The organism is Shewanella basaltis, assembly GCF_023283885.1.
Classification (GTDB): domain Bacteria; phylum Pseudomonadota; class Gammaproteobacteria; order Enterobacterales; family Shewanellaceae; genus Shewanella; species Shewanella basaltis.
Window position 1 is genome coordinate 324,258 of record NZ_JAKILA010000002.1, and the last position, 23,568, is coordinate 347,825.

The window sequence follows — 23,568 nt, forward strand, 5'->3', positions numbered from 1 at the left end:
ACTATAGTTTGGTCAGTCTTACGTTTTGTCACTTATCCCCGATACTTGGCCGAGCACGACAACTAGGCCTGCAAATGACACATTTACGCTTAAGCTACCAAACAGTTGAGTTTGGTAACATTGATATTCACCTGTGCACTTTACGTGATAAGCAAGAGTTTTCTGATCCAGATGGTATAGCTGAAAAGCTGGGCATATCGTCAGCTACTTGGCCGCTTTTTGGTGTTGTTTGGCCCTCTAGTTTGGTGCTTGCCCATCATATTGAGGGATACCATACAGGCAGTAAACGCATTCTTGAAATTGGCTGCGGCATGGCTCTGAGCAGTTTGTTATTGAACAAAAGGCATGCCGACATAACCGCAACAGATTACCATCCTGAAGTGGGTAAGTTTTTATTGCGTAATACTGAGCTTAATCAAGATAAACCGATTAGTTACGAACAAGCTGATTGGGCCAGTAATCAAGATCATTTAGGTTTGTTTGATTTAATTATTGGCAGCGATTTACTCTACGAAGATGAGCATGTTGAGTTGTTAGCTAACTTTATTAATGCCCATGCAAATGATACTTGTGAAGTGATTTTAGTAGACCCCGGCCGAGGCAAAAAAAATAAGCTGTCGACCAGAATGATTGCATTAGGTTTTAGCTCTGCCCAACAAAAACCGTTACACACAGACTATTTACCAGAAGCATTTAAAGGCCATATATTGACCTTTTTGCGTTAAAACACCTTGGCACTGGGGCGCTTTTTCTGACCTGATTGATGGCAAATCAGCTATAGGTTGCTACATGATTGCGCTGGCTTTTGATGAGCATTGCTATTAACAGCAGGTCTTTTATTGCTGCTGTTAATAGCAATCAGCACAAAAATGTGATCTTTTACTGGTTAGCATCGCTTATCACCTCGTTAGACGAGTTGTTCTAGAACAACTCGCTCGCTGCAATTTCAGCCTTGTGCTAAGCGATTTTTCCGACGCAATCTCTGATCACTTATTTATCCTGATTGGTATGCTTTTTATGCTCATTTAGCTTGGGAAAAAGTCAATGGCCCAAATCGTGGTCATGACCGCCACGTTTTCAGCCGGGAAGGTGATTGAACGGAGCACCAAGGTTAATTGACGCTCTAATTTAGCATCATTTAACTCACTTGATTTAATGCTCACCTTGCTAATACTGCCATTAGGTTGAATGACAATTTCAAACATCACTTTACCTTTTAAGAACGGATCTTTTCTAAGCGCACGATTGTAGAGCGAATAAAGCCGCGACTTATTAGCCTCTAATGTTCTCCTCAGTGCCGCTTCAGAACGTTGCCCTCCCTGACTTGCTTGACTGGCCTTTTCTGCCACGGCGCCTTGGCTGGCTAACACTTCTTCTTTTGCCAGACGAATTTGCTGGGTTTCGTTACCGCTTAGCGAGCCAGATGACACTGTTTGGCTAATGGTTGATTTTGCCAAACTGTCGGTTTGTTTATTAGCGGCTCCGGCAAGTAGGTCACGTTTTACTTTAACCTCTTGGCTGGTGGTTTGCTCAAGTTTACGCTGCGCCGTTGGGGTAACATCAAAAGCGTCGCGCATCGAAAATAGCTCATCTTTCATGGCGGCTAAGCCTGATGTGCTGGCTTTTTCTTTAGCGGCCTCACGGGTTGTTGGTTGCACCACTTGAGGTTTTACCACTGGCTCTATCGGCTTTTCTACCACCTTGTCTTCTGGCGGAGTGGGTTCGGGCTCAGGCATAGGCTCTGGAGGCTTCACCTCAGGTTTGACCGGTGGCGGTAGCTGCTTTTCTTGCAAGATGATTTTGGCCAATTGCGGCGGTACCTGCTCTTTCACTTCACGTGGCAGTTCAACTTGTTCAAGCATGGGCACCACAACGGCAAACACCAAATAAACCAACAGCAAGGCCCACAAAATCAGTTTAAACAGTTTGTCTTGTTTGCTGGGTTTAAATAAGTCGCCTAAATCATTAAAGCTATGAGTAGTTTGATGCGGGTGAAAGCTTGCTGTTGTCATATTAGCCCTCACCATTAGCTTGCTTTGCTTGTTGTTCAACCGCTAACGAAATATCACGGTATCCCGTTGCTGCACAGGCGGCCATTATTTGTTTTAACACCACATAAGGTGTTGCGGCATCGCCAATAATAGTGACCGCTCGGCCGTTTTGTTGTTCGGTTTCCGTCAGCTCGATACGTTTACTGGCTTGGTAGGTGAGTTCGGTGGTTAAGGTTTGAATAAACTCAGGGTTTTCTTGTTCAGTTAACCCTTGTCCATTTTCACTTTTTTGCCAAATAGCCCGCTCTTGTACTAACACAGTGTCGGCGATGACGCTGATGACCAGGTTTTCAACGGGCAAGGTGTCAGCCACAGAGACTGGCAAGCTGATCTTTTCAATATTTTGCAATACGCGCACTTCAGACTGGTTCACAATTAAGAAAAACACCAAAATCGTGAAAATATCCATTAAGGCGACAAGATTAAGCTTGCTACCCGCCTTTAAGCGTTTGTGATGTTTTACTAATCTGCGGCTTCTGGCCGATTGCTTCATCATTGCTTGGCTCCTACTGCTTGTCCATTAGCCTGCGGTGAGCCTGAGTCACTGGCCGCGGGAGCATCACCAAGCGAGATCATAGGAAACAACTCAGCATCAACTAAATTAGCCGCAACCACGGCTTTGAACGAGCGCACTGTGTCCATGGCCGACACTATGGTTTGATAGTCGATGGCTGGGTCGAGCAGTAATACGATGTCGTTTTTTTCGATTCCTTGCTGCTGAAAGGTCAGCTTTAAGTCTTGCAGGTACACAGACAGCGCAGCAAAGTCGTAACCTTCGTCTGTGACATCAAAGCGTTTTAGCGACATGCCTGCTGGGTAATTTAATTCCAGGCGAGCAGGGGTGATCACAAGTTCGAGTATTTTAGGTTCTTGCTCATCTTGGGCTTGTTCAGCCTCAGACAAAACCGGCAATTGCAGATTTAAAATACGCACTTGTGAGAACACCAAACTCAGCAGTAACACTGGTACTAGCACAATCATCAAGTTCATGAATGAGGTGATATCCAGTTCTGCGTCTTGGGTATTGGGGCGACGGTGGCGTCTCATACTCATTAGCCTCGGTTGTTATCCGTTTGCTGCTTAAATGACAACGAATTAAGCAGTTTGATACCTGCCATTTCAATTGAGTCAACTATGGTGGCCGTTTTAGTCTGCAGGCTTGAGTGAAATAAAATCAGTGGGATAGCGGTGATCAAACCAAATGCGGTGGTGTTCATTGCTACCGAAATACTCGATGACAATAAGTTGGCTTTTTCAGCAGGGTCGGCGCTGGCTACGGCCGAGAAAGCGGCAATGAGGCCCATGATGGTACCGAGTAGCCCGAGTAACGTTGCGATATTAGCCAGTGTGGCAATAAAGGGAGTGCGTTTTTCAAGGCGCAGCATGTATTCCATGACGGTTTCTTCCATGGCGTATTCAACATCTTCGCGGCGACTGGCACTTGATATACGGGCAATACCTGACTGTAATACATCAAACACTGGTGCTTTATGATTTTGTGCGTGTTGGCTAATGGTATTGATGTCGCCGGTTTTGAGGGCACTTTTAATCAACGAAAAGGCTTTTTGGTTAGTGCGATGCGCTGAGCTTAAATATAACCAGCGTTCAATGGTAATGGCTAAACCGACCACTAACACTAAGGCGATAGGGTAGATAAATGGGCCGCCATTTTGTAAAAACGCAATGATATGGTCGGTAAAACTCATGTGATGTTCCTTCTATTTTTTTGTGTTGAACCCATGGCATTGTTGGCGACTTAGGTTCTGTTATTTTGTATTGGCTGACTCAGTGCTTGTGTTGACTATTGGTGTTGTGCTGGTTATTTCTCGTTTTGTTGGCTGCTGGCAAAATCTCTGACTTGTTGCCTAAATGCCTTAGGGTTAATGGGTTTAAATTCAGGCAGGGTAAGCCGCATGTCTTTGTTGTTGATCTCTATTGGCGTGGTGATCCCTTGCCAGGGCATGATATACAGCACTTTAGGTTGCTCTTGTGAACCAGTGACCTGGCTTTCGATGACAACTGGCTTGTTTGCTTGTGTTGTTTGTTGTGTTGCTGATGCATCATTGGCAACCACCTGTGCAGAACCCCCAAGCAACACCATGGCGCTGCAAAGACAAGATGTGGCATAAACCATGTTTAAGCGCTTCATTTACTCTGCTCCATTTGTGTCGTCTGGTGTTAACTCTGCGCGTTGAATTTTGATGTCAACACCTGCCAGCCAGCGTTTGGCTTGTTCATCATTGGGCTGATTGGCCAAATAAGCCATGTAGTATTGGCGTGCCTGCAGTAACTTACCGCGATACAGCTCTAATAATATGGCTAAGTTTAATTGTGCTTGCGGGTATTGTGGCCACAGGCTCAGCGCCGTTAAATAGCCTTGTTCGGCCTGAGCATATTGACCTTGTAGCCGAGCAATATTCGCTTTAATTTGGTGTGCATAAGGATTGCTATTATTAACAGCAATGGCTTGGTCAAGCAACGCATCTGCTTGGATTAATTGCTGTTGATTTATCGCGATAATGGCTTTATTGACATAAGCACCAGACAATTGAGGTTGCGCTGTAATAATCTTATCAAACAAGGTGTTAGCAGTTTGCCATTGCTGGTTTTTCATTTGCTCAATGGCTTGTTGGTATTGACTCAATACCGATGCGGGAATATCCGCTAAACGTTGCGATGCTTGTTCAAGGTACACATTTCGAGTATCGGTTGAGCCTGCACTCATACTGGTGCTGTTGTTGGCATTTTTTGTATTGAGATTAACGAGGCCGACAATGTCTTTATCCATGCCATTTAGGCTCGAATTTGTCGCGGTTTGTTTATTGGTTTTTGTCTCGCTTGGTGATGAGCTACAACCGGGTAACAGCATGAGGCCTAATAGCGTCATGAGTGCCAGTGTGGAGGTCGACGAGGCGTGTATTAGTTTAATGGATCGCATCGATCACCTCGTGAGTGAGCTCTTGTTTTTGATAAAGGGCAGGGGACATTTGTGCTAAGCGTTCAAAGCTTTTGGCAATCCATTGATCAATAATATCATCCCATGCTCTTTGAGTATTGCTGATATGAATTTCAATGGCTTTTTCTTCAAACGGGTAAGCCAGTTCTTCGAGTAAAATTTCGTACTCTTCTAAAGCTAATTCATCTAAATCGCCAGGACGTTGAGAGCTCATCATGTCGCTTGCCAATTGCCGATACATTTCAGCGAGATTGTACGTTGCATGGGGGACATATTTTGCCAGTTGAAAATCGAGTACTTGTTGGTAATAACTAATGGCTTTTTTCATAGCGTCTTGCTTGCGTTTTAGGCTTGTTTGCAAAGGGACGTTGAGTTTTATGGCCGCAAAACTGCGTTGTTCTGCTTCGCCTAACGCAAAGGCGGCAATTGAGGCAAGCTCAACTTGGCGCGCTTGAATGGCATTGGCATCACTTTGCCGTTGCTGGCGATCAAAACTGAGTATTTGTTTAAACCAGTAATATTGTTTGTTGGCGTCGCCACTTTGTTGATAAAACTCACTGATTTTAAAGCGAACTTCTTGTGCTACATCAAATGGTTGTGGATAGGTTGTTGCATATGTTTTAAAAGTAGACAGAGCCTTGTTGTTATCGCCCGCTTTTAAATAATAGTCTGCTGCCGTGTATAACGCTTCGCGTTTCAACGCCCCTGAATCTTCTTTAGCGACAATCAGCAATAATTGTTCAGCCGCGAGATCCCATTGTGAAAGTGCTTCATAAGATTGGGCTAATTTTGCTGGAATTGCGGCACTAAACGCATGATTAGGATTGCGTTGCTGAAATGGCTTTAATACCTCGACCGCGTCTTGCCAGCGTTGTTGTTCAAGTAATAAGTTGGCGGCGTCAAGTTCAGCATTAACGGCGTATTGTGATTCGGGCACAGCTTGAGCGACGCGCAATAACTGGCTAACGGCTAATTCTGGCTCGGTTTGTTTCACTGCTTGCGCTTGAAAATAAATACTTGAGGCCAACAGGTTGCGCATTTCTGACCATGAGGGGGTCTGTGGATCTGTGTATTGCAGCGCTAAAATATATCCTTCTTCAGCCCGAGCATATTGTTCTTGCTGATACAGGCTATTGGCATAAAGTTGGCTGACAAACTGGACCTGTTTTTGTGCTGTGTCTGACAATGGTCTGGCTGTTTGCACAGTGTTTGAGCTGCTTGTCAGTGGCGTAATACCATAAGCTTGCAGTACAAAATCGGTATAAAAGGTCAAATTAGCCTGGTCTTGACTGTCAAACGAATATTGCGCCGCATTAGTGGCCAATTGTAAGGCGCGCTCATCCTGTGGGTATTGATTTATGAACTGCTTGTCTAATTGATTGCGTTTGCTAATGAATGCCGTGACCTGCTCTGTATCATTGGTGCCTTGCTGTGCTATCAGTTCACGAATAGTCACCGTTGTGGCGTAGGCCGATTGTTGCAAGATTTTAGTTAAAGCCGCTGATGACTCCTCATCTGCATGGGTGTACGCAATGGCATAATAGCTGTCTAGTGCTGCTTGGTATTGCTTTGCTTCAAAGTTAGCGTCAGCAAAAAGATACTGATCGTGAATAATGTCTTTGCTCAGTAATGGCTTAGCCTGAGGCAATTGGGCCAGTTGTAAATAGGTGTTTAATGCGCTGGCGGCCTTGGCAAAGGCGTTAATGCGCTCATTGCCTTGCAAGGTTTGTGCGTTGGCATATAAACGGCGGCTATGCTCGTCACTAAAGCTAAGTAAATGCGGTAATAATTCACTTTGGTGTGCCGTTGAAGCATTTAGCCAAAATGCACTGTTTAAGCCGTATTGGTTGACATAATCTTGTTTGAGCTGATGCATGGCAGTAAATTTGCCCTGTTGCTGGAATAGGTCGAGCAAGTCCAGTGAAAAGCGCGCCGCCCAAATGTTGTTTGGGGCCAAATCAATGTAAGCCTGATAAGCGAGCTCAGCATCATGATTGAGCTTTTTGTCGAGTAAAAAGGTGGCTAAGTTGGCAAATAACACATGTTGATATAAACCAATATAGGGCAGTGATTGATTGTCTTTAACCAATGCCACCAACGACTGTGCTTGCAGTTGTTGGCTTAATGAAATACTCAGTACTCGCTGTGTATCAATGGCGAGGTTTTGTGCGCGACTGCCTAGCTTTTCAAAGGCAAAATCATCCGCGGTTAAACTGGCCACTTGTGGGGTGTTTTGTTGGCTCGCCACTAGTGCTTCAAAGACTTGCAAGAAGGCTTTGTCAGCATTGGCAAGTCGATTAAGTTTAAATTCAGCCCAGCCGAGCATGTACAAACTATTGAGTTGATATTTTTGATTATCTGAAGCGCTTAAAACCTGTTTGTAAGCTTGAATGGCTGCTGAATAACGCTGCAAATTATAATAAATTTCGCCGCGTCTAAAGTTAAGTTCGGCAAGATAAATCGTTTGCGGATAGTGTTGCAGTAACGATTCAATTTCGGCCAAACTTTCATCCAGTTTGCCTTGTAAATCGAGCGCTTTAGCTAATTGATATTGTAGGTGCTCGTTTTCTGTTCTTTGTGGATAGCGCTGTAATAATTGTCGGTATTCATCGATTAATTGTTGCAGTGCAGCATCATTTTTTGTCAGCTGCGCAAGGACTTGGCTGTCTGCCTGTGATGCATCATCTAGGTCGGTATAGGATTGTGCTTCAAATGATTCGGTATTAATTTGCGCTAAACGGTATTCCACATGAGTACGAATTTCTGGATCGGGTTCTAATGTCAGTAATTGTTGGTAAATACTTGCTAGAGCAGCACTGCGTTGCGATTGGCTCATTTGAACCGCGGCAACTTGTTGCTTGCTGGTTTTATTGGCTAAATCGCCTAGGCTGGTTCGTTTACTTTGTTGTTTATAGTCCGCTTGTCCGTGACTAAGACAGCCTGTTAGTAGCATACCCGTGACAATAATCAATGCGCTTGGTGTGTATGATGAGCCAGACATTAGCGCACTCCTTTTGCTGCGGTATCATCAGTTGGTGCCGTTGGTGCCGTTGGTGCCGTTGGTGCAATAGGTGATGAGCCATTGTCAGCGTTTGACATTTGTTCTAATACATTGGCCATTTGGTGGCGTGTCGTCAGTAATAGTTGTTGTAATGTATATTGCTGTTGCTGTGCAAATATACTGATTTTACCGCGGATCTCCCGGTCAGTTTTATCGCGTAGCTGGCTAATATTGTCCCCAATGATATTGATGTCATTCTGGCTTTGCTGTTGGCGTTGTTCAAAGTCAGACAATAAGCGTGGATTGGTTGATAAATCACTAAAGCGACCGGCTTGTAATTCGAGTTGTGTCAGCTGTTCAGATAATTGCTTCAGGCTTTGTTTGTGCTGCCAAAGTCGCTGTGGAAATGTGCTTTGTAATTGCCAATGCAGCACACCTTTAATGCGGTCCAACCTGAGTTGTTCATCGTCAGTATTACGCTGTCCAGCTAATTTTCCGAGTGTTTTTTGGCTGTCGTTTATCCGGTTTAACCATTGCTGTTGGCGCTGATTGGCAAAGATTTTCCCATCTTGTTGAGCTTGTGCTTGTTCAATTTGCTCGGCAATGCGCTGCGCTTGCGTGTTTAGGCTTTTAATGATGTCTTGGTAAGCCAGCTGCTTTTGTTGCTCAATGACCTTGGCCTGACGTTGAGTATTAAGCACTAGGGTGTCTTTTAACCATTGGTTGTTAATGTGCTGCTTTTGGACATTGTCATAAAGTAAATCAAGACTGGTTAATGTGAGATAATCGGTCGCTAATTGCGGATCATTTAATGCTTTTTTTAGCCATGGCGAATCAGTGTTAAATGTCGTGGTGTTCATCAGTGCTAGCGCGTCTGATTGTTGGGTTAATGCCTGTGAGTGTGGTTTCGGTGCTTGGATGGCAAGATCGGTGACATTGTTAATCGTACTGACTGTGTGTGCAAATTCATCAATGTCGGCAATTTTTTGCAAATACCATTGTTCGGCTTGCTGATACAAGGTTAAGCCTTGTGCTAACGATTGCTGTTCGCTGACTTGTTTGGCTGTTAACAGCGCCGCTTGCCAAGCTAAATTGGAGTACGGATATTGCTGCTGTAATAGGCTCAGCAAATTAAATGACATGTCATATTGCTGCTGTTGTTGGGCCGAGTAAGCAAATAAAAACAGTGCAGATTCAGCATACGGGCTTTGCTCAGGAAAATCGGCTAATTCTGTATAGGCTAAATCGTATTGTTGATTGGCAACATACAATTGAGCCAGTAATAATTTGGCATAATCATTAATAGCCTGTTGCTGTAACAAGGCATCTTTTACTTCAGGTCGCAGTTCGTCGTTGTCATCAAAAATATCAGGCTGAGCAAAAGGGTTAAACAGGCGTTGCCAAAAATTGACTTCAGGTGGTTGCCATTGTTGTGTTTTAAGTTCCATTAATAGCGGTTGAGCTTTGGCATATTCTTGTTGCTGCATGTGTAATAACGCTTGGTTTAAAGCAATGTAGGCAGCGGCAGAGTTTGCGGGTGCTAAGGTATTTGTTGTGCTTTGTTGTACTTGTGCGCTTAATGGTGGCGTATCTGGCCAATAAGCTAACTGGCTCAGTACATGGTATTGTTCAACATAGGCTGGTAATACCGTGGATATTCTGGCTAAAGTACGTTTTGCGGTTTCTGTGTCGCCTTGTTCAATTTGTTGCTCGCCAAGGTTTAATAATGCAATAAGTAATAATTCATCTGGTGATGCGCTTGATGTTGTTTTACTTGTGTGTGTTGTGGTGCTTGCTTGGTTTTGTTCAAAGCGAATTAATGTTTGTGTTGCTTGTTCGTGTAAACCAATTGCCACTTGCAGCCCAGCTTCAAACAGTTGGCTGCGGTCAGAATCAATGCCTTTGCGTTGACGATTAAGGCTAATTTGTCTTAATGCGGCACCATAGTCACCAGCAAAATAAAAGTACAATGCTTGACGATAAAATTTGTCTTCTAAATCAGTGGGCGTAGCGCTTAGGTTTGAGGTATTGTCTGCAGCATGAAGTGCCACAGAACACATCAGTGTTATGCTGCCTATAATAGTTGCAAAGCACCATGCTGTTAGGCGCTGACACATGCGGTCTACACAAGTCCTGGGGGATGATAGGTTAAAGGCCATTATGCTTTACAATGCCCACTGTTCGACTTTGATATCAGCACGATAGCTTGATTCGTTGTCTTCGACTTTAAGTTCAATCATCACGGTTTCATCGGTTTTATCAAAGTTATGGGTTATGGCGCGCTGTACTGTGCGACCTTCAGCATCGTTTCCGGTAAAAATGGCGGTCAGTAGGTGCGGGCCTGTTTTGATATTACCTAAGTAAATACGTTGAATGCCGCCTTGTTCTAATGCTTTACGTTGACGCTCGGTATACAAAAAGCCGCTGACGTTATTGTCGTCAATTTTAAGTTCTACACTGTCAAGCTTAAGAAAACGCCCAATGTCGACCGAGACAAACACAGCAATTTGAGTACTGGCGGGAAACAGTAAATCTTCTTCCAAAATAAACAAATCACGATTGAGCTTTAATACCTGGCTTTTAATGTTTTCAAGCTCAGATGCCAACGCACCTTGACTGCTGTCTTTTGCATGCACTGTTATGGCCAATAGGCTTGTAAGCAATGTTGTTATTGCCAGCAGGCGAGTTAAAAAAGCACAATATTTACGCACGGTAGTCATAGTATTAAGGCCTTGGCGATTACGTTGTTGGGGCATTGTGTTATCGAAAATCTGAAATCTAACCATTAAAAGTACACGCTAACAAAGGCGCGGATCACATTAGCTGAAAAGCCATAAAATGGCTCGTTGCCGACGCCGCCTTCAGCGGTTGGATCCCTAAAGTTATTGTATTGAAAGTCAATATAATCCCATTGTATCGAAGCCTCTGAGCGAGTGTCTGCAAATGACATAGAGGCTGGCAGCAGGTAGGTGATCCCTAAACCATAGGTAATATCGCTAAAATCACTTAATTCTTTGTCGCGAGCGAGGTAATTTTGTGCGTCACGATAGGGAAATAAATCACTGTAAAACTCCGCCTGGGTTTGCTGGTAGTAACGTACTTTGAACTCTAGCTCTAGGCTGTCGCCAATAGGATGTCGGTAACCAACTTCAACATCGCTGGCGGTGATTTCCCAACTGTCGTTAAAATGGCGGTAGTGAAAAAACAGTGCGGCGCGGTAAGGTAAAAAGTAGCTGGCCGATAATTTGGCCGCAAACGAATTGCGAGTCTCTGGGTACACTTCGGCTTGATATCCCACTCCTGACGGAATGCTGTTGTCGACATAACGCACAGTACGATATGGATTATTTAAGTAGCCGCTGTCTGCTATTGCCTCAACATTGAGGCTGGCGCTAAGGTTACGGGTTAAAATTTGATTGATGCCCGCACGAATACGATATTGTTCGCTTTGTTCTTCAAACTGGTCATCGCCGTTACGTCTAATTTCATTGTCGCCGTAGGATAAGCCGAGGTTGATATTGGTTAAATCACCAAAGGTGTCTTGTGACACATTGACACTAAATGACTGGGCTAAATAATCGTCTTCATCACTTTGGCGCAAATTGAGTGACATTAAGGTTTTGTCGTGCAGGTATTCAACGCCAATTTGACCTTCGTGGCGTTTTTCGCTGTAGGGACTGGCGGTGCTGACAACGTCGACTGACGCAGATGAGATGCTGTCTAGATAATAGTAAGCGGTAATCGCCACCGATTCAGACGCCTTTTTTCGCAGCATGACTGACGGACCATCAATGGTCATGCCACCACCTTCGTAGCTGTGGTATAACACATCGGCACGATCTGGGTCGAGAACCGCAGCTTGCGCCGTTAAGCCACTCATTGCTAAACATAATGTCGCGAAGAGTTTAACGCTGTTATTAAGCCATTTAGTTACAACCACAGCCACCTCCTCCAGTGCCTTCTGCGCCACGAGCCGATTCACGGCCCTCAAGTACGTGAGCCACATGCATACTCGCGCTTGGATGACGATTCATGCGCATAATTGGGTCGGCTAAATTTTGCCGCTCGTAGGGTTTAACCCAGGGCTCAATGCCCATGCTCGAGCAACCACCTAGGCCAATAAGGCTGAGTAGGGCGATAGCTTTAAGCGTTAATGCGATAATGCGAGTGGGTACTGTGAATGTCAGCATCGATTTACTCTCTGATCAGCTGTTTAATGGCTGCGGCGTATTTTTGCTCGTAACCATCTTGATAACCTTGAAACACAAAGCGAACCTTGCCATTGCGATCAATCATCACTGTGGTCGGCATGGCTTCAACCTGATAGGTTTTAGACAAGGTGTTAGTTTGGTCAAAAAAGATTGAGAAGCTCAAATCAAGATCGGCTAAAAAATCTTTACCTGCCTGGTTTTCTTGCTCAACATTGACGCCCCATACCTGCACGCCTAGGTCTTGATATTTGTCTTGTAGCTTTTGCAGTACCGGCATTTCTTTGCGGCAAGGGCCGCACCAGGATGCCCAAAAGTTGATTAAGATAATCTCACCGCGTTGTTCGGCTAGGTTAAGGTTAGTACCTTGCTGATTTTTTAAAGTGAAGTCGGGCGCCGTGTCACCGATAGTGAGCGCGTGTGCCTGCAATGACACCTGGCCTAACAATAATAATGCACCTAATGCAATAAGACCTTTACCGCTAAATCGACTGAACAACATGGTATTTCCTTTTCTAGCTTAAACGGTTAAACGCGCTGATAATCATAGGTATCATTAAAAATAAAACGACACACCTGTGGCAAAATTCAGGTTATGGGTTGTTTTAGATGAACCTGTCACTTCGGTATTAAACAGGTAATCGCTCATGCTTAAATCCCATGCTATCCAGTCTGTTAAAAACACCCGATAGTTAGCGGTTAAGTTAACGGTAAACTGTTCGTCACCGGCAAATTCGGTACTGCCACCACCTAACTCAACCGAAAAGACACTATTAAACACTGTGTCTTTGCTAAAAAAGATTTCACCAGGCAACAGGTTATAACCAATATTTAACCCGTAATACGTTAATTCGCGCTCGGCATCGGTTAGCAGTGGTGCAGCATTGGCCAGTTTTTCAAAACTGGTTTCACCGGCTTTTGCTTGGGCATAGCGTGCTTTAACATAAAAATGTTCGCTGATGTGATAGCCCAAGTGTGCGCTTATCCATGGGCTTGACTCAAAGTCTTCAATCGACAAAATGCCGCCTTGAATACCCACTTCAACATTTTCCGTGTCGAGTAGGTCGTCAAACACATCGCGGCGCTCTACATCAGCTTTAACTGTGTTAGCGGTATTATCAGCGGCAAAAGCAACTGAACTTGGTGTTAATACACTGAAGGCTAAGGTGCTTACAGTGAGTAACGGCATTAAAAAAATACGCTGAATCCTATTTTCCATGTTTGGATCTCTTCATTTTCATCTCGGTCTGTTAAGGCTAACGAGAGTTTGTATTCGGCGCGCAATATAAAATTACGGGCAAGGTGGTATTTAACGCCAGCAGCGGCACTCATTAGCGTGCTGCGGCGCGATTCTGTGTCGGCTAACACACTATGCGGTTCGGTATTAATCACTCCTGCACCCACCCCTAAATAAGGCACAACCAGTAAGTCGGGGATAGGGTGGCTTAGTAACATGACTTCAAACACATCACTGTCAGAAATGCTACCTAAGGCTTTACCTGCTGAGAGTTCAGCACTAAAAACAGGGGTGAAGGCATAACCTGCAAACACGTTGTAAAAGTTAGCGCCTTCGAGGTCGCCGTACATGACCCCAGCTTCAAATTGACGGTTGATTACCTCTTGTGAGGTGATTAAGGTTGGGTTTATGGCGTTGCCATCTTGTGATAATCCCTTTAGATCATCTTCATGAAACCACCCCTCAACACCGCGTTTGTCTTTAACTTTTAACCATGTGGTTCGTTTAAGTAAAACACTGACCATTTCGTTTTTTTCAATCACAGATACCACAGGATAGCCAGCGCTTGGACCGGATCTCAGTTCAACAAACGGGACGTCAATGCGTAAGCTCGGGCCATCGTTAGCGAGCAGTATTGGGCTTAAGCACAATAATGTCAGTAGCAGGCAAGTGTTGCGTATGTAAGTCAGCATAATTCCCTATCGTCAAGGCTAATGGGCCAGTTGTGCGGTTGGCTCAGTGCGTTATTCGTCCTGTGAGTAAAATGGTGTGTTGTAATATTGTGCGCCAATGTCGAGCCATTCATTGAGTAATTTACGCTCATCTGCCGACAACATATTTTGGTGGGTGGTGTTATTCATCACCTCAAAAAATGCATTGCTAGAACGTGCGCCGTTTGTTGACAATATCGCCGGTACATTGACCGTAGTTAACACCGGAATAGGATTACCATCTGCGTCAAGGATAAGCTCGCCATTACTGTCTACTTGATAAACTACATTGCCATCGGCATCGAGCACTTCAACTAACCTGTCAATTAAAATACCGTCGACCACTTCTTGCTCTACGTCATTAAAAAACAGCTCGCGGTATGAGGTTAAGTGTGCAGCCTGATCGCTTGATGCTGTGTTTGCTAATGATAATTGCCCTGCAGGCACCTGGGTTGCACCGTCGGCATCGACAATGTTGTGGCAGCTAGAGCAGGTGTTATCGGCGATAACCGTTTGGGTTGCGGTATCAATCACGGGGCGGGCGACATCCCACAGTGGCTGAATGTGTTCAACATAGTTAATTTGTATCCGGCAATAAGCTGTCCAATTGTTAAAGCATTCACTGCCATTTGGTGCCGGTGTCGCTAAGTTATTGTAACTGTATTCGATATTTGGATTTACAGCAGACAACACTGGGTTTGTCCAAATGTCGGTGTATTTTATGCTTGCCGTTAGCTCTGCGAGGCCATTAACCATTTCATCGGCTTCGGCCATGGTTTGCCCCTGCTCGGGAATGATACTGCTTGTGGCATTAGGGTAGGCAAATCCACCTATGGCGCCACTATTAATGCTGGCAGCCTGTGCGTCAAGTCTGCCATGTGGTAGTGAGCTGTTGGCGGTATGACAACCTACGCATTCTAGGGTTTCACCGGGTTTAAGTGTAATCCATTGACGATGACGTCCACCAATACGCTGGCCGTTGATATCTAATACACTGATAGCGAGCGGTACATTGGCTGGCACTTTAATTTTAACCGAACCATCGGGTTGAATTGGGCTATAGCCAATGATTTCGCGCATCAGTTGATTGTTACTGCGACCAAAATCTGTGTTAGGTATGTCGCGTACGTCATCGGGCGGCATAGGCACGCCACGCACAATGCGTAAAAAACGTGCGGGTAAGTTGGCCGCAGGTGTTTGCGATGGGTCACTTAAACGACTAATGCCGCCAGCATTTGCTGTGCTGTCAACACCGTCAAAGTCATACACGCTACGAATGTGAATGGCTCCGGCTAATGCTTGACTCAGTTGCGAGTCTAATTCGTTACCAACGATTTTATCAGCAATAAAGGCTTTGGGCTGGCTGCTCGGTTGTAACACCACAGACTCTGTAAGTATTGTTCCTGGGGCAGTTGTGGCGACCAATTGCTGGGTATTATTGGCGTTATTAAGTAGCCATAGCTCGTATAATGGGTCTGCTTGAATCAGGTTTTCATCGGCCAGTTGCTCTGCGGTTAATTGACCGCAAGCACGAACCACATCATTGATCACTACGCGGCATAAATCCCAGCTCATTAAGTAACGTTGGCTGGTGTCGGGCAGGGGAAATAAATGATTTAATCTGCCACGAAGTGCTAATTCTGTTGAAAATGAAAAGCTAAATTCGGCGAGTTCAACATCTGTAATTGCACTGCCTTGTGCACCTGAATTTGCGGTAGCTTGCTGGGCATCGATGTAGTCATCAATATCTATCAATACTGGGCGTTTTTGAATCACAGTATTGTCTTGCGATGTCAGTAACATCAATATTTCACCGCTAGGTAATTGTTGTGGTTTAACAAAGTCTATCGACTCGGTTTGCCCCTCTAAACTGAGCTGATGAGAATGCCAGCCAAACACCAGTTCATTGTTTGTTCCATCGGGGTTCATGCGGTAAAGATTAACGCCATGGTCGGCGCCCATTCGGTCCCAGCGGCTGTATAATATCTGCCCGTTTTGCAGGACTAATGGGTAAAAGTCGTGGCTTAAATTAAAGGATAATTGTGTAATGGAGCTACCATCAGGATCCATTACGTGAATGTTAAAGGTTTCTGTGTTGCGGCTTTCATCTAATGCGGTGTATTGCGGTTTACCTTCATCAAGCAAAATAGCACGTGACAAACGCTGACGAGTAGAGGCAAACACAATTCGGCCGTCGGGCAAAAAACTGGGCATCAGGTCATCGCCTTGCTCGGCGGTGATATCGTTTTTAATCACGCGCTCTAGTGTTTGGCTGGCGACACTATAGCGCCAAATATTCCATGAAGGCTGTTCATCATCGTCAACGCCTTCAAGTTCTGGGGCTCTAATTGCCATGAGCATTTGTTGGCCGTCGTCTGAAATAGACAGATCGCGTATATCGATAAGCTCATCTTCGCCAAACACACTGGCGGTTAAATTGGTTGCAGGAGAATCGGCAAAGGCATTACGTTTTATTAGTAATTGCGCACCAGGATTGAATTGGGCTGGATTTAAAATCGCAAATTGTGCTGGTGCGCCATCGATAGTGGTTAAGTCGCGCTCAATGTAAGCCACCGGATATTCAACAACAACGGGATCGGGCTGCTCGTCTTTAATGGCTGTTTCAGTATTACATCCTAGTAACAATGTTATTACTGTCAGCATGATGATGTTGTAGCCTAATATCGGCCTCATTCGTTTTCCTTAACCGTTTATTGTTATTATATGTGCATGAGTAAAACCCGATTGCGCTTGACATTATTGCCTTGTAGGCTCAGTGTTTCAACACTTTTTATTAAATACTTTTAATACTTTTTTTTGACGGTTATAGGCACTTTTTTGGCGTCAACTAATTGGCTGCTAGTGTCAAAAAAATTAACAAAATAAATACTTTTATTGTTGGGCGTTGAATGATTTAATCTGCAGCAACAGGGCATTATTTTGCTCAAAAAACACTCAGTATAGTGTGGGGTGTTTTTATAACATAACAATACGCCACACAAAGAAGAACAAATGGGCAATATGACATATCAATGCCATTTAATTGTGAGGCAGTTAAGTGTGAACAAGGAGACAGTATGAAGCAACGACTTCGTACGATAAAAAGCCTTAGCTTATTATCTTATTTAAACAATATGATGCCGTTTAAGTGCGTGGCAGGCGCATGGACGCTTAGCCTGCTGTGTATGCTGTCGGTGAGTGCAACAGCAGGCAGTTTAGAGCAAGCTAAACAGTTACATGACCGCATTGCCGGTGTGGCGGCCTCGCAGGCAACGATTGAGAATATGGCGGCGTTATTAGATGACGGAAAACCCATTGAAGCCGCTTATTTGGCAATGGAAACCCCCGCGTTTTATTCCACAACGCTTAAGCTTTTTGCGACCCCTTGGACCAATATTGACCAAGATATTTTTGCACCATTAAATGATTATTCTGCCACTGTGATTGGAGCCGTGAGAGACGATGTTGATTTTAGAGAAATCTTGCAGGCTGATATGGTGTATGTGGGCAAAAACAGCCTGAATTTACCGGCTTATAATCGAAATAATAACGACCATTATCAAGCCTTAGAAGATCAGTTTATTGACTTAAAAGAGGGGCTTGAGCGCACCACGCAATCGAGTTTAAATGGGTTGCCTTCATCTGCTACCGCTGGCGTGTTAACCAGCAGAGCGGCCGCAAAAGAGTTTTTTTATTTAGGCACAAACCGCGCGATGTTCCGCTTTACCTTAATGAACCATTTATGCACAGATCTTGAGCCGCTAAAAGATAATACTCGTCCAACGGATAGAATACGCCAAGATGTTAGTCGCAGCCCAGGTGGCGACAGCCGCTTGTTTATAAATAATTGTTCAAGTTGTCACAGCGGCATGGACCCATTAGCCCAAGCCTTTGCTTACTATCAATATGAGTTTAATTTGGATCAAGATCCTAGCGGTGAAAATGGCGCGATTGTTTATAACACCAGTGGCCAGACCGATCCTGATACCGGCACTCGCGTTCAAGGTAAGTACCACATTAATGCTAGCAGTTTCCCCTATGGCTTTGTGACCCCAAACGATGATTGGCAAAACTACTGGCGTGAAGGCCCCAATCAAAAACTGGGCTGGGACAGTGGTTTGCCAGGTCAAGGAAGTGGTGCAAAGTCCTTAGGGCAAGAGCTGGCTAACAGTAATGCGTTTGCACAATGCCAGGTAAAAAAAGTCTTTAAGTCAGTCTGTTTACGTGATGCAGAAAGCCAAGCCGACATTGCACAAATTAACGCAACCACCGCTTCTTTTAAGCAGAATGCGTATCAACTTAAGCGAGTGTTCGCTGAAGTTGGCAACTACTGTATGGGAGAATAGACATGGAGTATGTATTGATTAAACGCCTTGCTATTGTCTCATTATTTGTTGGATTGACTGCTTGTGGTGGCGGTGATGTCGAAGAGAATCCACCTGCGGTGCAAACCCCTACCTCAGATGTCTATACCGGACCTGCAGCCGCAACCGCAGACATTCAAAAATACAAGACGTCGTTATGGGACAACATATCAACTCAAGATAAATGCGGAGCCTGCCACACAGAAGGTAATCAAGCTCCGTATTTTGCCAGTCGTAATGATGTTAACGATGCTTATGCCGCCACCAACCCGCTGGTTGATTTAACCGATCCTAAAGCATCGCGCTTAGTGACTAAAGTTGCTGGAGGCCATAATTGTTGGCTTGCCAGTGATTCAGCCTGCGGCGAAACCATGACCCAATGGATAAAATTGTGGGCCGATGAACGTGTCAGCACAGCCAATACCATTGAGTTAACTGCCCCGGTGATCCGCGATCCTGGTGCGAGTAAAAACTTTCCGGATGACAGCAGCTTATTTAGCCAACACGTTTACCCAATCGTGAATCAATATTGTGTGTCTTGCCATAACGAAAGTGCGCCAGCTGCGCAGTCGCCGTTTTTTGCCAGTAATGATATTGATCAGGCTTACGAAGCAGCAAAAGGGGTGATGAATTTAGATGAACCTGCACAATCTAGGCTTGTTGTGCGTTTGGGTTCTGAATTTCATAATTGCTGGGATAATTGTGTCGATAACAGCATCGAAATGCGCGATGCCATTATTGCGCTCAGTGAAGGCATTGAGCTTGACGAAATCTCGCCAGATATGGTGGTGTCTAAATCATTACGCTTAACCGACGGCATTACCGCCTCAAGTGGCGGCCGTTTTGAAACCGACGTGATTGCCCTTTATCAATTTAAAACAGGTGAGGGCACAATAGCTTACGATACCTCTGGTATTTCGCCTGCTGCTAATTTAACCCTCAGCGGCGATGTAGACTGGCTAGGAAGTTGGGGATTGTCGTTTACCAATGGTAAAGCACAGGCGAGTACAGCAAATAGCAAAAAAATCCATGATTTAATTACAGCAACCGGTGAGTTTTCGATTGAAGCCTGGGTAACCCCTAATAATGTGACTCAAGAGGGACCTGCTCGTATTGTCACGTATTCAGCAGGTGATGATGCTCGTAATTTTACCTTAGGACAAACCCAATATAATTATGACTTTATGCTCAGAACTGAGGCATCAAGCAGCAATGGCGAACCGGCGTTAAGCACCCCAGATGCAGATGAAGTGCTGCAAGCAACTTTGCAACACGTGGTCATGACCTATAACGCCACTAACGGCCGCAGTATTTATGTCAATGGTCAGTTGATTGATGTGGTTGATGAGGACATTGCGCCATTAGCAAACTGGGACGACAGTTTTGCATTAATTTTAGGCCGAGAAGCGTCAAACCAACATGTGTGGCAAGGTGATATTAGGTTACTTGCTATTTACAATCGCGTCTTAGCGCCCGAACAAGTACAGCAAAACTATGAGGTTGGTGTTGGTGAAAAGTTCTTTTTACTGTTCTCGATAAGTCATCTCATCGATTTACTTAATACCTATGTGATGTTTGAGGTCAGTCAGTTCGACAATTACAGTTATTTATTCAGCAATGCTGCAATTGTGAATATTGATGGCACACCAGTGAGCACGGGCTTTGATATAAAAGGCATTCGGATTGGCATTAATGGCAAAGAAAGCCCTCAGGGTCAATCTTATGTCAATCTTGACCTGTCTATTTCGGCAGGGCAAGCGATTGCAGAGCCGTTTTCAATCTCTTCATTAGGTACCATTATTGCACTTGAAAAAGGCGCTAGTCAGGATGAGTTTTTCTTAAGTTTTGAACAACTAGGCGAGCACAGCAATGTGGTGTTACCTGGAGTGTTTGTCACACCTGCAGAAGTGCCTGCCTCGACACAGTCTGCGCAAATTGGTATGCGAAATTTTGCTGAAATTAATCACAGTATGAGCGTACTAACCGGAGTGGCTCAGCAATCAAGTAAGGTGTTTGACACCTATGAGCTGGTTAAACGTCAATTACCCAGCATTGAGAACATTGAAACCTTTATTTCAGCGCAGCAGATGGGCATTACCCAATTAGCGATTGCTTACTGTGACACGGCAATTGAAGATAACACCATACGCAGCAATTGGTTCCCTGATGTTGATTTTACTGCAGAGCCCGCTGTGGCATTAAGTGCTGCGCAAAGGGGTAACTTACTTAATCCATTAATTAATCAATTAATGCCGTTATCTTTGGGTAATCAACCTAATCAAAGCGATGTGTATGCAGAGTTAGACAGTTTAGTGACTGGTTTGTCGGTGTGCAGTGGGACCTGTAATGCCGAGCGCACTCGCACCATTGCCAAATCAAGCTGTGCAGCGGTATTGGCCAGCGCTGTTATGTTAGTGCAATAGGGAGGCGCAGATGACAAATCCATTAATTTGTGTCCAACCCAAACAGACACTATTGCGCTTAACAGCAGATAACAATGTAAAACTGATACAACAAGGATCCAACAATGCCTAAGCCAAAGCACTTTCATCCAGACAGTCCATTGTTGTTTGCTGATCATCGTAAACCCATGACAAGGCGTGAGTTTATTTCATCTGGGTTATACAAGGGCGGTGCTGCCGTTGCGGGGTTATCGTTATTTAGTTTATTTGCCAACCCGAATAATGCGCATGCGGCTTTATCGCCAGATCTTGAAGCATTAAGGGGCTCTTGCGGTATTAGCGTTCAAGGTGCAGGTAAAATTCCGTTTATTAGTTTTGATTTGGCTGGCGGAGCTAACATTGCCGGCTCAAATGTATTAGTTGGCGGCGCGGGTGGTCAGCAAGACTTTTTATCGACAGCGGGTTACAACAAGTTAGGCTTACCCGGTGATATGGCGCCATCAATTGCCAACCCTAATGCTGGGATGTCAGATTTTATCAATACCGATTTAGGCCTGGCATTTCATTCTGACTCGGCGTTTTTACGCGGTATTTTAGAAAAAGTGTCTGCCGACACGGCATCGCGCATAAACGGCGCCGTGATCCCCAATCGCTCAGACAACGACACCGGCAACAACCCGCACAACCCAATGTATGCCATTGCGGCGGCGGGCGCGAATGGTTCGTTAATGCCGTTGGTTGGGTCGCGTAATTCCGATTCGGGCGGCAACTCAATGGCGCCCACCAGTTTTATTGATTTGAGTAAACGTCCAACGAAAATTGACCGTCCATCAGATGTGACCGGCTTAGTGGATGTGGGCGATTTATTCAGTTTGTTGTCGCAACGTGACGCTGTGGCGGTAATGGAGAGTATTCAGCGCATCAGTGCGCAAAAAATGGCGGCGGTGAATACCCAGATCACTCGCGATGATGTGGTTAAAGATTTAGTCAATTGTGGTTATGTTAAAAGTGCCGATCTTGCCGATCGCTTTGGCGACCCTTCAACATTAAACCCATTGTTAGACCCTGATATTGTTGGTCCTGGGGGGATTTTTGGTATCAACGAGTTTGATGCAGAGTCTGAGTTTCAAAAAACGGCGTCGATCATGAAGTTAGTGGTTAACGGCTTCTCTGGTGCTGGTACCGTTACTATGGGCGGATTTGACTATCACACTGGTGAGCGTGCCACCGGTGAATTACGCGATTTACGCGCAGGGCGCTGTATGGGGGCATGTTTAGAGTATGCCTCGCGCCGCAATATGCCGCTAATGTTGTATGTGTTCAGTGATGGTTCGGTTTCAAGTAATGGCCGTATTGATGACTCAATGGAAGGCCGTGGTAAAGGTGAATGGACAGGCGATAACTCTTCAACTGGCGCCTCGTTCTTTTTGGTGTACAACCCATCAGGCAGACCACAATTAATGGGTGGTACCTCGAGCCAAATGGCCCAAAAACAACAAATTGGTTTTATGCGCTCTGATGCATCTGTCGACACCGCGTCGGCACCTTCTGCCAATAACGTGAATTTGTTAGTCGAAACGGTATTGCTTAATTACATGGCATTACACGGCGAGCAGGGGCAATTTACCACTGTTGCCCCAAGACAAGGGTTAGGCAATGCCACTATGCTTGATTCGCTAACCGCGTTTCAACCGATAGTGTAGTTACTTTTTTGCAAGATAATCAAAAGGAATTGTTAATAGTGTGCTCGCATGGATGCGGCAGCATCACTTCAAGTTCGCTTCTGTGACACGCCGCAAGTACATCCTTGTAAGCTTGGCCATGACGTCCATGTCATGGACGGTCACAGCCGCGCTGGCACTCGAGGTTCTATGTCTTCATTGCTGGCGGTTTATTGGCTTGATGTGTAGCTAAATATAGGCTCATTGATGTGGCAGAATCACCTCAAGTTCAAACACTTCTGTAACACGCTGCAAGTACATCCTTGTAAGCTCGGCCATGACGTCCATGTCATGGACGGTCACAGCCGCGCTTAAACTTGAGGCTCTATTTCTTCGTTGCTGGCGGTTTATTGGCTTGATGTGTAGCTAAATATAGGCTCATTGATGTGGCAGAATCACCTCAAGTTCAAACGCTTCTATGACACGCTGCAAGTACATCCTTGTAAGCTCGGCCATGACGTCCATGTCATGGACGGTCACAGCCGCGCTGGCACTCGAGGTTCTATGTCTTCATTGCTGGCGGTTTATTGGCTTGATGTGTAGCTAAATATAGGCTCATGGATGCGGCAGAATCACCTCAAGTTCAATCACTTCTGTGACACGCTGCAAGTACATCCTTGTAAGCTCGACCATGACGTCCATGTCATGGACGGTCACAGTCGCGCTTAAACTTAAGGATTAATATCTTCGTTGCTGGCTGTGTAGCGGCATAGATGTGAAGAGAAATATCAGCTCATGGATGTGGCAGAATCACCTCAAGTTCAAACGCTTCTGTGACACGCTGCAAGTACATCCTTGTAAGCTCGGCCATGACGTCCATGTCATGGACGGTCACAGTCGCGCTTAAACTTAAGGATTAATATCTTCGTTGCTGGCTGTGTAGCGGCATAGATGTGAAGAGAAATATCAGCTCATGGA

Annotated in this window: 21 protein-coding genes; 6 read left to right on the plus strand and 15 right to left on the minus strand. The window is 45.0% G+C overall.

Annotated features, from left to right (window positions below; all coding sequences use genetic code 11):
- Positions 1-74 precede the first annotated feature (74 nt).
- On the plus strand, positions 75-725 hold the full coding sequence (locus L2703_RS03180; RefSeq protein WP_248969686.1) for a class I SAM-dependent methyltransferase: 651 nt from the start codon (positions 75-77) through the stop codon (positions 723-725).
- 300 nt (positions 726-1,025) lie between these two features.
- Here L2703_RS03180 and L2703_RS03185 read toward each other — a convergent pair whose 3' ends face one another.
- From L2703_RS03185 to L2703_RS03255, 15 genes are all read right to left on the minus strand, one after another.
- A complete protein-coding gene (locus L2703_RS03185; RefSeq protein WP_248969687.1) occupies positions 1,026-2,012 on the minus strand; it encodes an AgmX/PglI C-terminal domain-containing protein in 987 nt (328 codons plus the stop codon).
- A 1-nt stretch (position 2,013) separates the two neighbouring features.
- On the minus strand, positions 2,014-2,547 hold the full coding sequence (locus L2703_RS03190; protein ID WP_248969688.1) for an ExbD/TolR family protein: 534 nt from the start codon (positions 2,545-2,547) through the stop codon (positions 2,014-2,016).
- Positions 2,544-3,098, minus strand: a complete 555-nt coding sequence (locus L2703_RS03195) for a biopolymer transporter ExbD (RefSeq protein WP_248969689.1) — start codon at positions 3,096-3,098, stop codon at positions 2,544-2,546. The genes L2703_RS03190 and L2703_RS03195 overlap by 4 nt, the downstream gene beginning before the upstream one ends.
- Before the next feature lie 5 nt (positions 3,099-3,103).
- A complete protein-coding gene (locus L2703_RS03200) occupies positions 3,104-3,757 on the minus strand; it encodes a MotA/TolQ/ExbB proton channel family protein (protein ID WP_248969690.1) in 654 nt (217 codons plus the stop codon).
- Between the two features lie 113 nt (positions 3,758-3,870).
- The gene (locus L2703_RS03205) at positions 3,871-4,200 is read right to left on the minus strand and encodes a hypothetical protein (RefSeq protein ID WP_248969691.1); all 330 of its coding nucleotides are present in this window, start codon (positions 4,198-4,200) and stop codon (positions 3,871-3,873) included.
- The gene (locus tag L2703_RS03210) at positions 4,201-4,989 is read right to left on the minus strand and encodes a tetratricopeptide repeat protein (protein ID WP_248969692.1); all 789 of its coding nucleotides are present in this window, start codon (positions 4,987-4,989) and stop codon (positions 4,201-4,203) included.
- A complete protein-coding gene (locus L2703_RS03215; RefSeq protein ID WP_248969693.1) occupies positions 4,976-8,008 on the minus strand; it encodes a hypothetical protein in 3,033 nt (1,010 codons plus the stop codon). Before L2703_RS03215 ends, L2703_RS03210 begins: the two co-directional genes overlap by 14 nt.
- Positions 8,008-10,068 carry a tetratricopeptide repeat protein gene (locus L2703_RS03220; RefSeq protein WP_248969694.1) on the minus strand — a complete coding sequence of 687 codons (2,061 nt, stop codon included), beginning with the start codon at positions 10,066-10,068 and terminating at the stop codon, positions 8,008-8,010. The genes L2703_RS03215 and L2703_RS03220 overlap by 1 nt, the downstream gene beginning before the upstream one ends.
- A gap of 105 nt (positions 10,069-10,173) precedes the next feature.
- Positions 10,174-10,764 (minus strand): AraC family transcriptional regulator, encoded by a 591-nt coding sequence (locus tag L2703_RS03225; protein WP_248969695.1) that lies wholly within the window; start codon positions 10,762-10,764, stop codon positions 10,174-10,176.
- A 29-nt stretch (positions 10,765-10,793) separates the two neighbouring features.
- On the minus strand, positions 10,794-11,948 hold the full coding sequence (locus L2703_RS03230) for a DUF3570 domain-containing protein (protein WP_248969696.1): 1,155 nt from the start codon (positions 11,946-11,948) through the stop codon (positions 10,794-10,796).
- On the minus strand, positions 11,935-12,198 hold the full coding sequence (locus L2703_RS03235; protein WP_248969697.1) for a DUF4266 domain-containing protein: 264 nt from the start codon (positions 12,196-12,198) through the stop codon (positions 11,935-11,937). Before L2703_RS03235 ends, L2703_RS03230 begins: the two co-directional genes overlap by 14 nt.
- 4 nt (positions 12,199-12,202) lie before the next feature.
- Entirely contained in the window at positions 12,203-12,718 is a 516-nt protein-coding gene (locus tag L2703_RS03240; RefSeq protein WP_248969698.1) for a TlpA family protein disulfide reductase, read from the minus strand.
- Positions 12,719-12,772: 54 nt separating this feature from the next.
- Complete coding sequence (locus tag L2703_RS03245) at positions 12,773-13,435, minus strand: outer membrane beta-barrel domain-containing protein (protein WP_248969699.1); 663 nt, start codon at positions 13,433-13,435, stop codon at positions 12,773-12,775.
- On the minus strand, positions 13,405-14,145 hold the full coding sequence (locus L2703_RS03250; RefSeq protein ID WP_248969700.1) for an outer membrane beta-barrel protein: 741 nt from the start codon (positions 14,143-14,145) through the stop codon (positions 13,405-13,407). Before L2703_RS03250 ends, L2703_RS03245 begins: the two co-directional genes overlap by 31 nt.
- Positions 14,146-14,196: 51 nt before the next feature.
- On the minus strand, positions 14,197-16,857 hold the full coding sequence (locus L2703_RS03255) for an HzsA-related protein (protein WP_248969701.1): 2,661 nt from the start codon (positions 16,855-16,857) through the stop codon (positions 14,197-14,199).
- Between the two features lie 383 nt (positions 16,858-17,240).
- On the opposite strand from L2703_RS03255, the gene L2703_RS03260 reads away from it, so the two are divergent.
- The 5 genes from L2703_RS03260 to L2703_RS03280 all read left to right on the plus strand — a co-directional run bounded on the left by L2703_RS03260 (position 17,241) and on the right by L2703_RS03280 (position 23,193).
- Positions 17,241-18,509, plus strand: a complete 1,269-nt coding sequence (locus tag L2703_RS03260; protein WP_248969702.1) for a hypothetical protein — start codon at positions 17,241-17,243, stop codon at positions 18,507-18,509.
- A gap of 2 nt (positions 18,510-18,511) precedes the next feature.
- The gene (locus L2703_RS03265; RefSeq protein ID WP_248969703.1) at positions 18,512-20,950 is read left to right on the plus strand and encodes a LamG domain-containing protein; all 2,439 of its coding nucleotides are present in this window, start codon (positions 18,512-18,514) and stop codon (positions 20,948-20,950) included.
- Between the two features lie 104 nt (positions 20,951-21,054).
- Complete coding sequence (locus tag L2703_RS03270) at positions 21,055-22,632, plus strand: general secretion pathway protein GspF (RefSeq protein WP_248969704.1); 1,578 nt, start codon at positions 21,055-21,057, stop codon at positions 22,630-22,632.
- A 48-nt stretch (positions 22,633-22,680) separates the two neighbouring features.
- Positions 22,681-22,839: a hypothetical protein gene (locus tag L2703_RS03275; RefSeq protein ID WP_248969705.1), complete on the plus strand. Its 159-nt coding sequence runs from the start codon at positions 22,681-22,683 to the stop codon at positions 22,837-22,839.
- A 195-nt stretch (positions 22,840-23,034) separates the two neighbouring features.
- Positions 23,035-23,193 carry a hypothetical protein gene (locus L2703_RS03280; RefSeq protein WP_248969706.1) on the plus strand — a complete coding sequence of 53 codons (159 nt, stop codon included), beginning with the start codon at positions 23,035-23,037 and terminating at the stop codon, positions 23,191-23,193.
- The last annotated feature ends 375 nt before the right edge of the window (positions 23,194-23,568 follow it).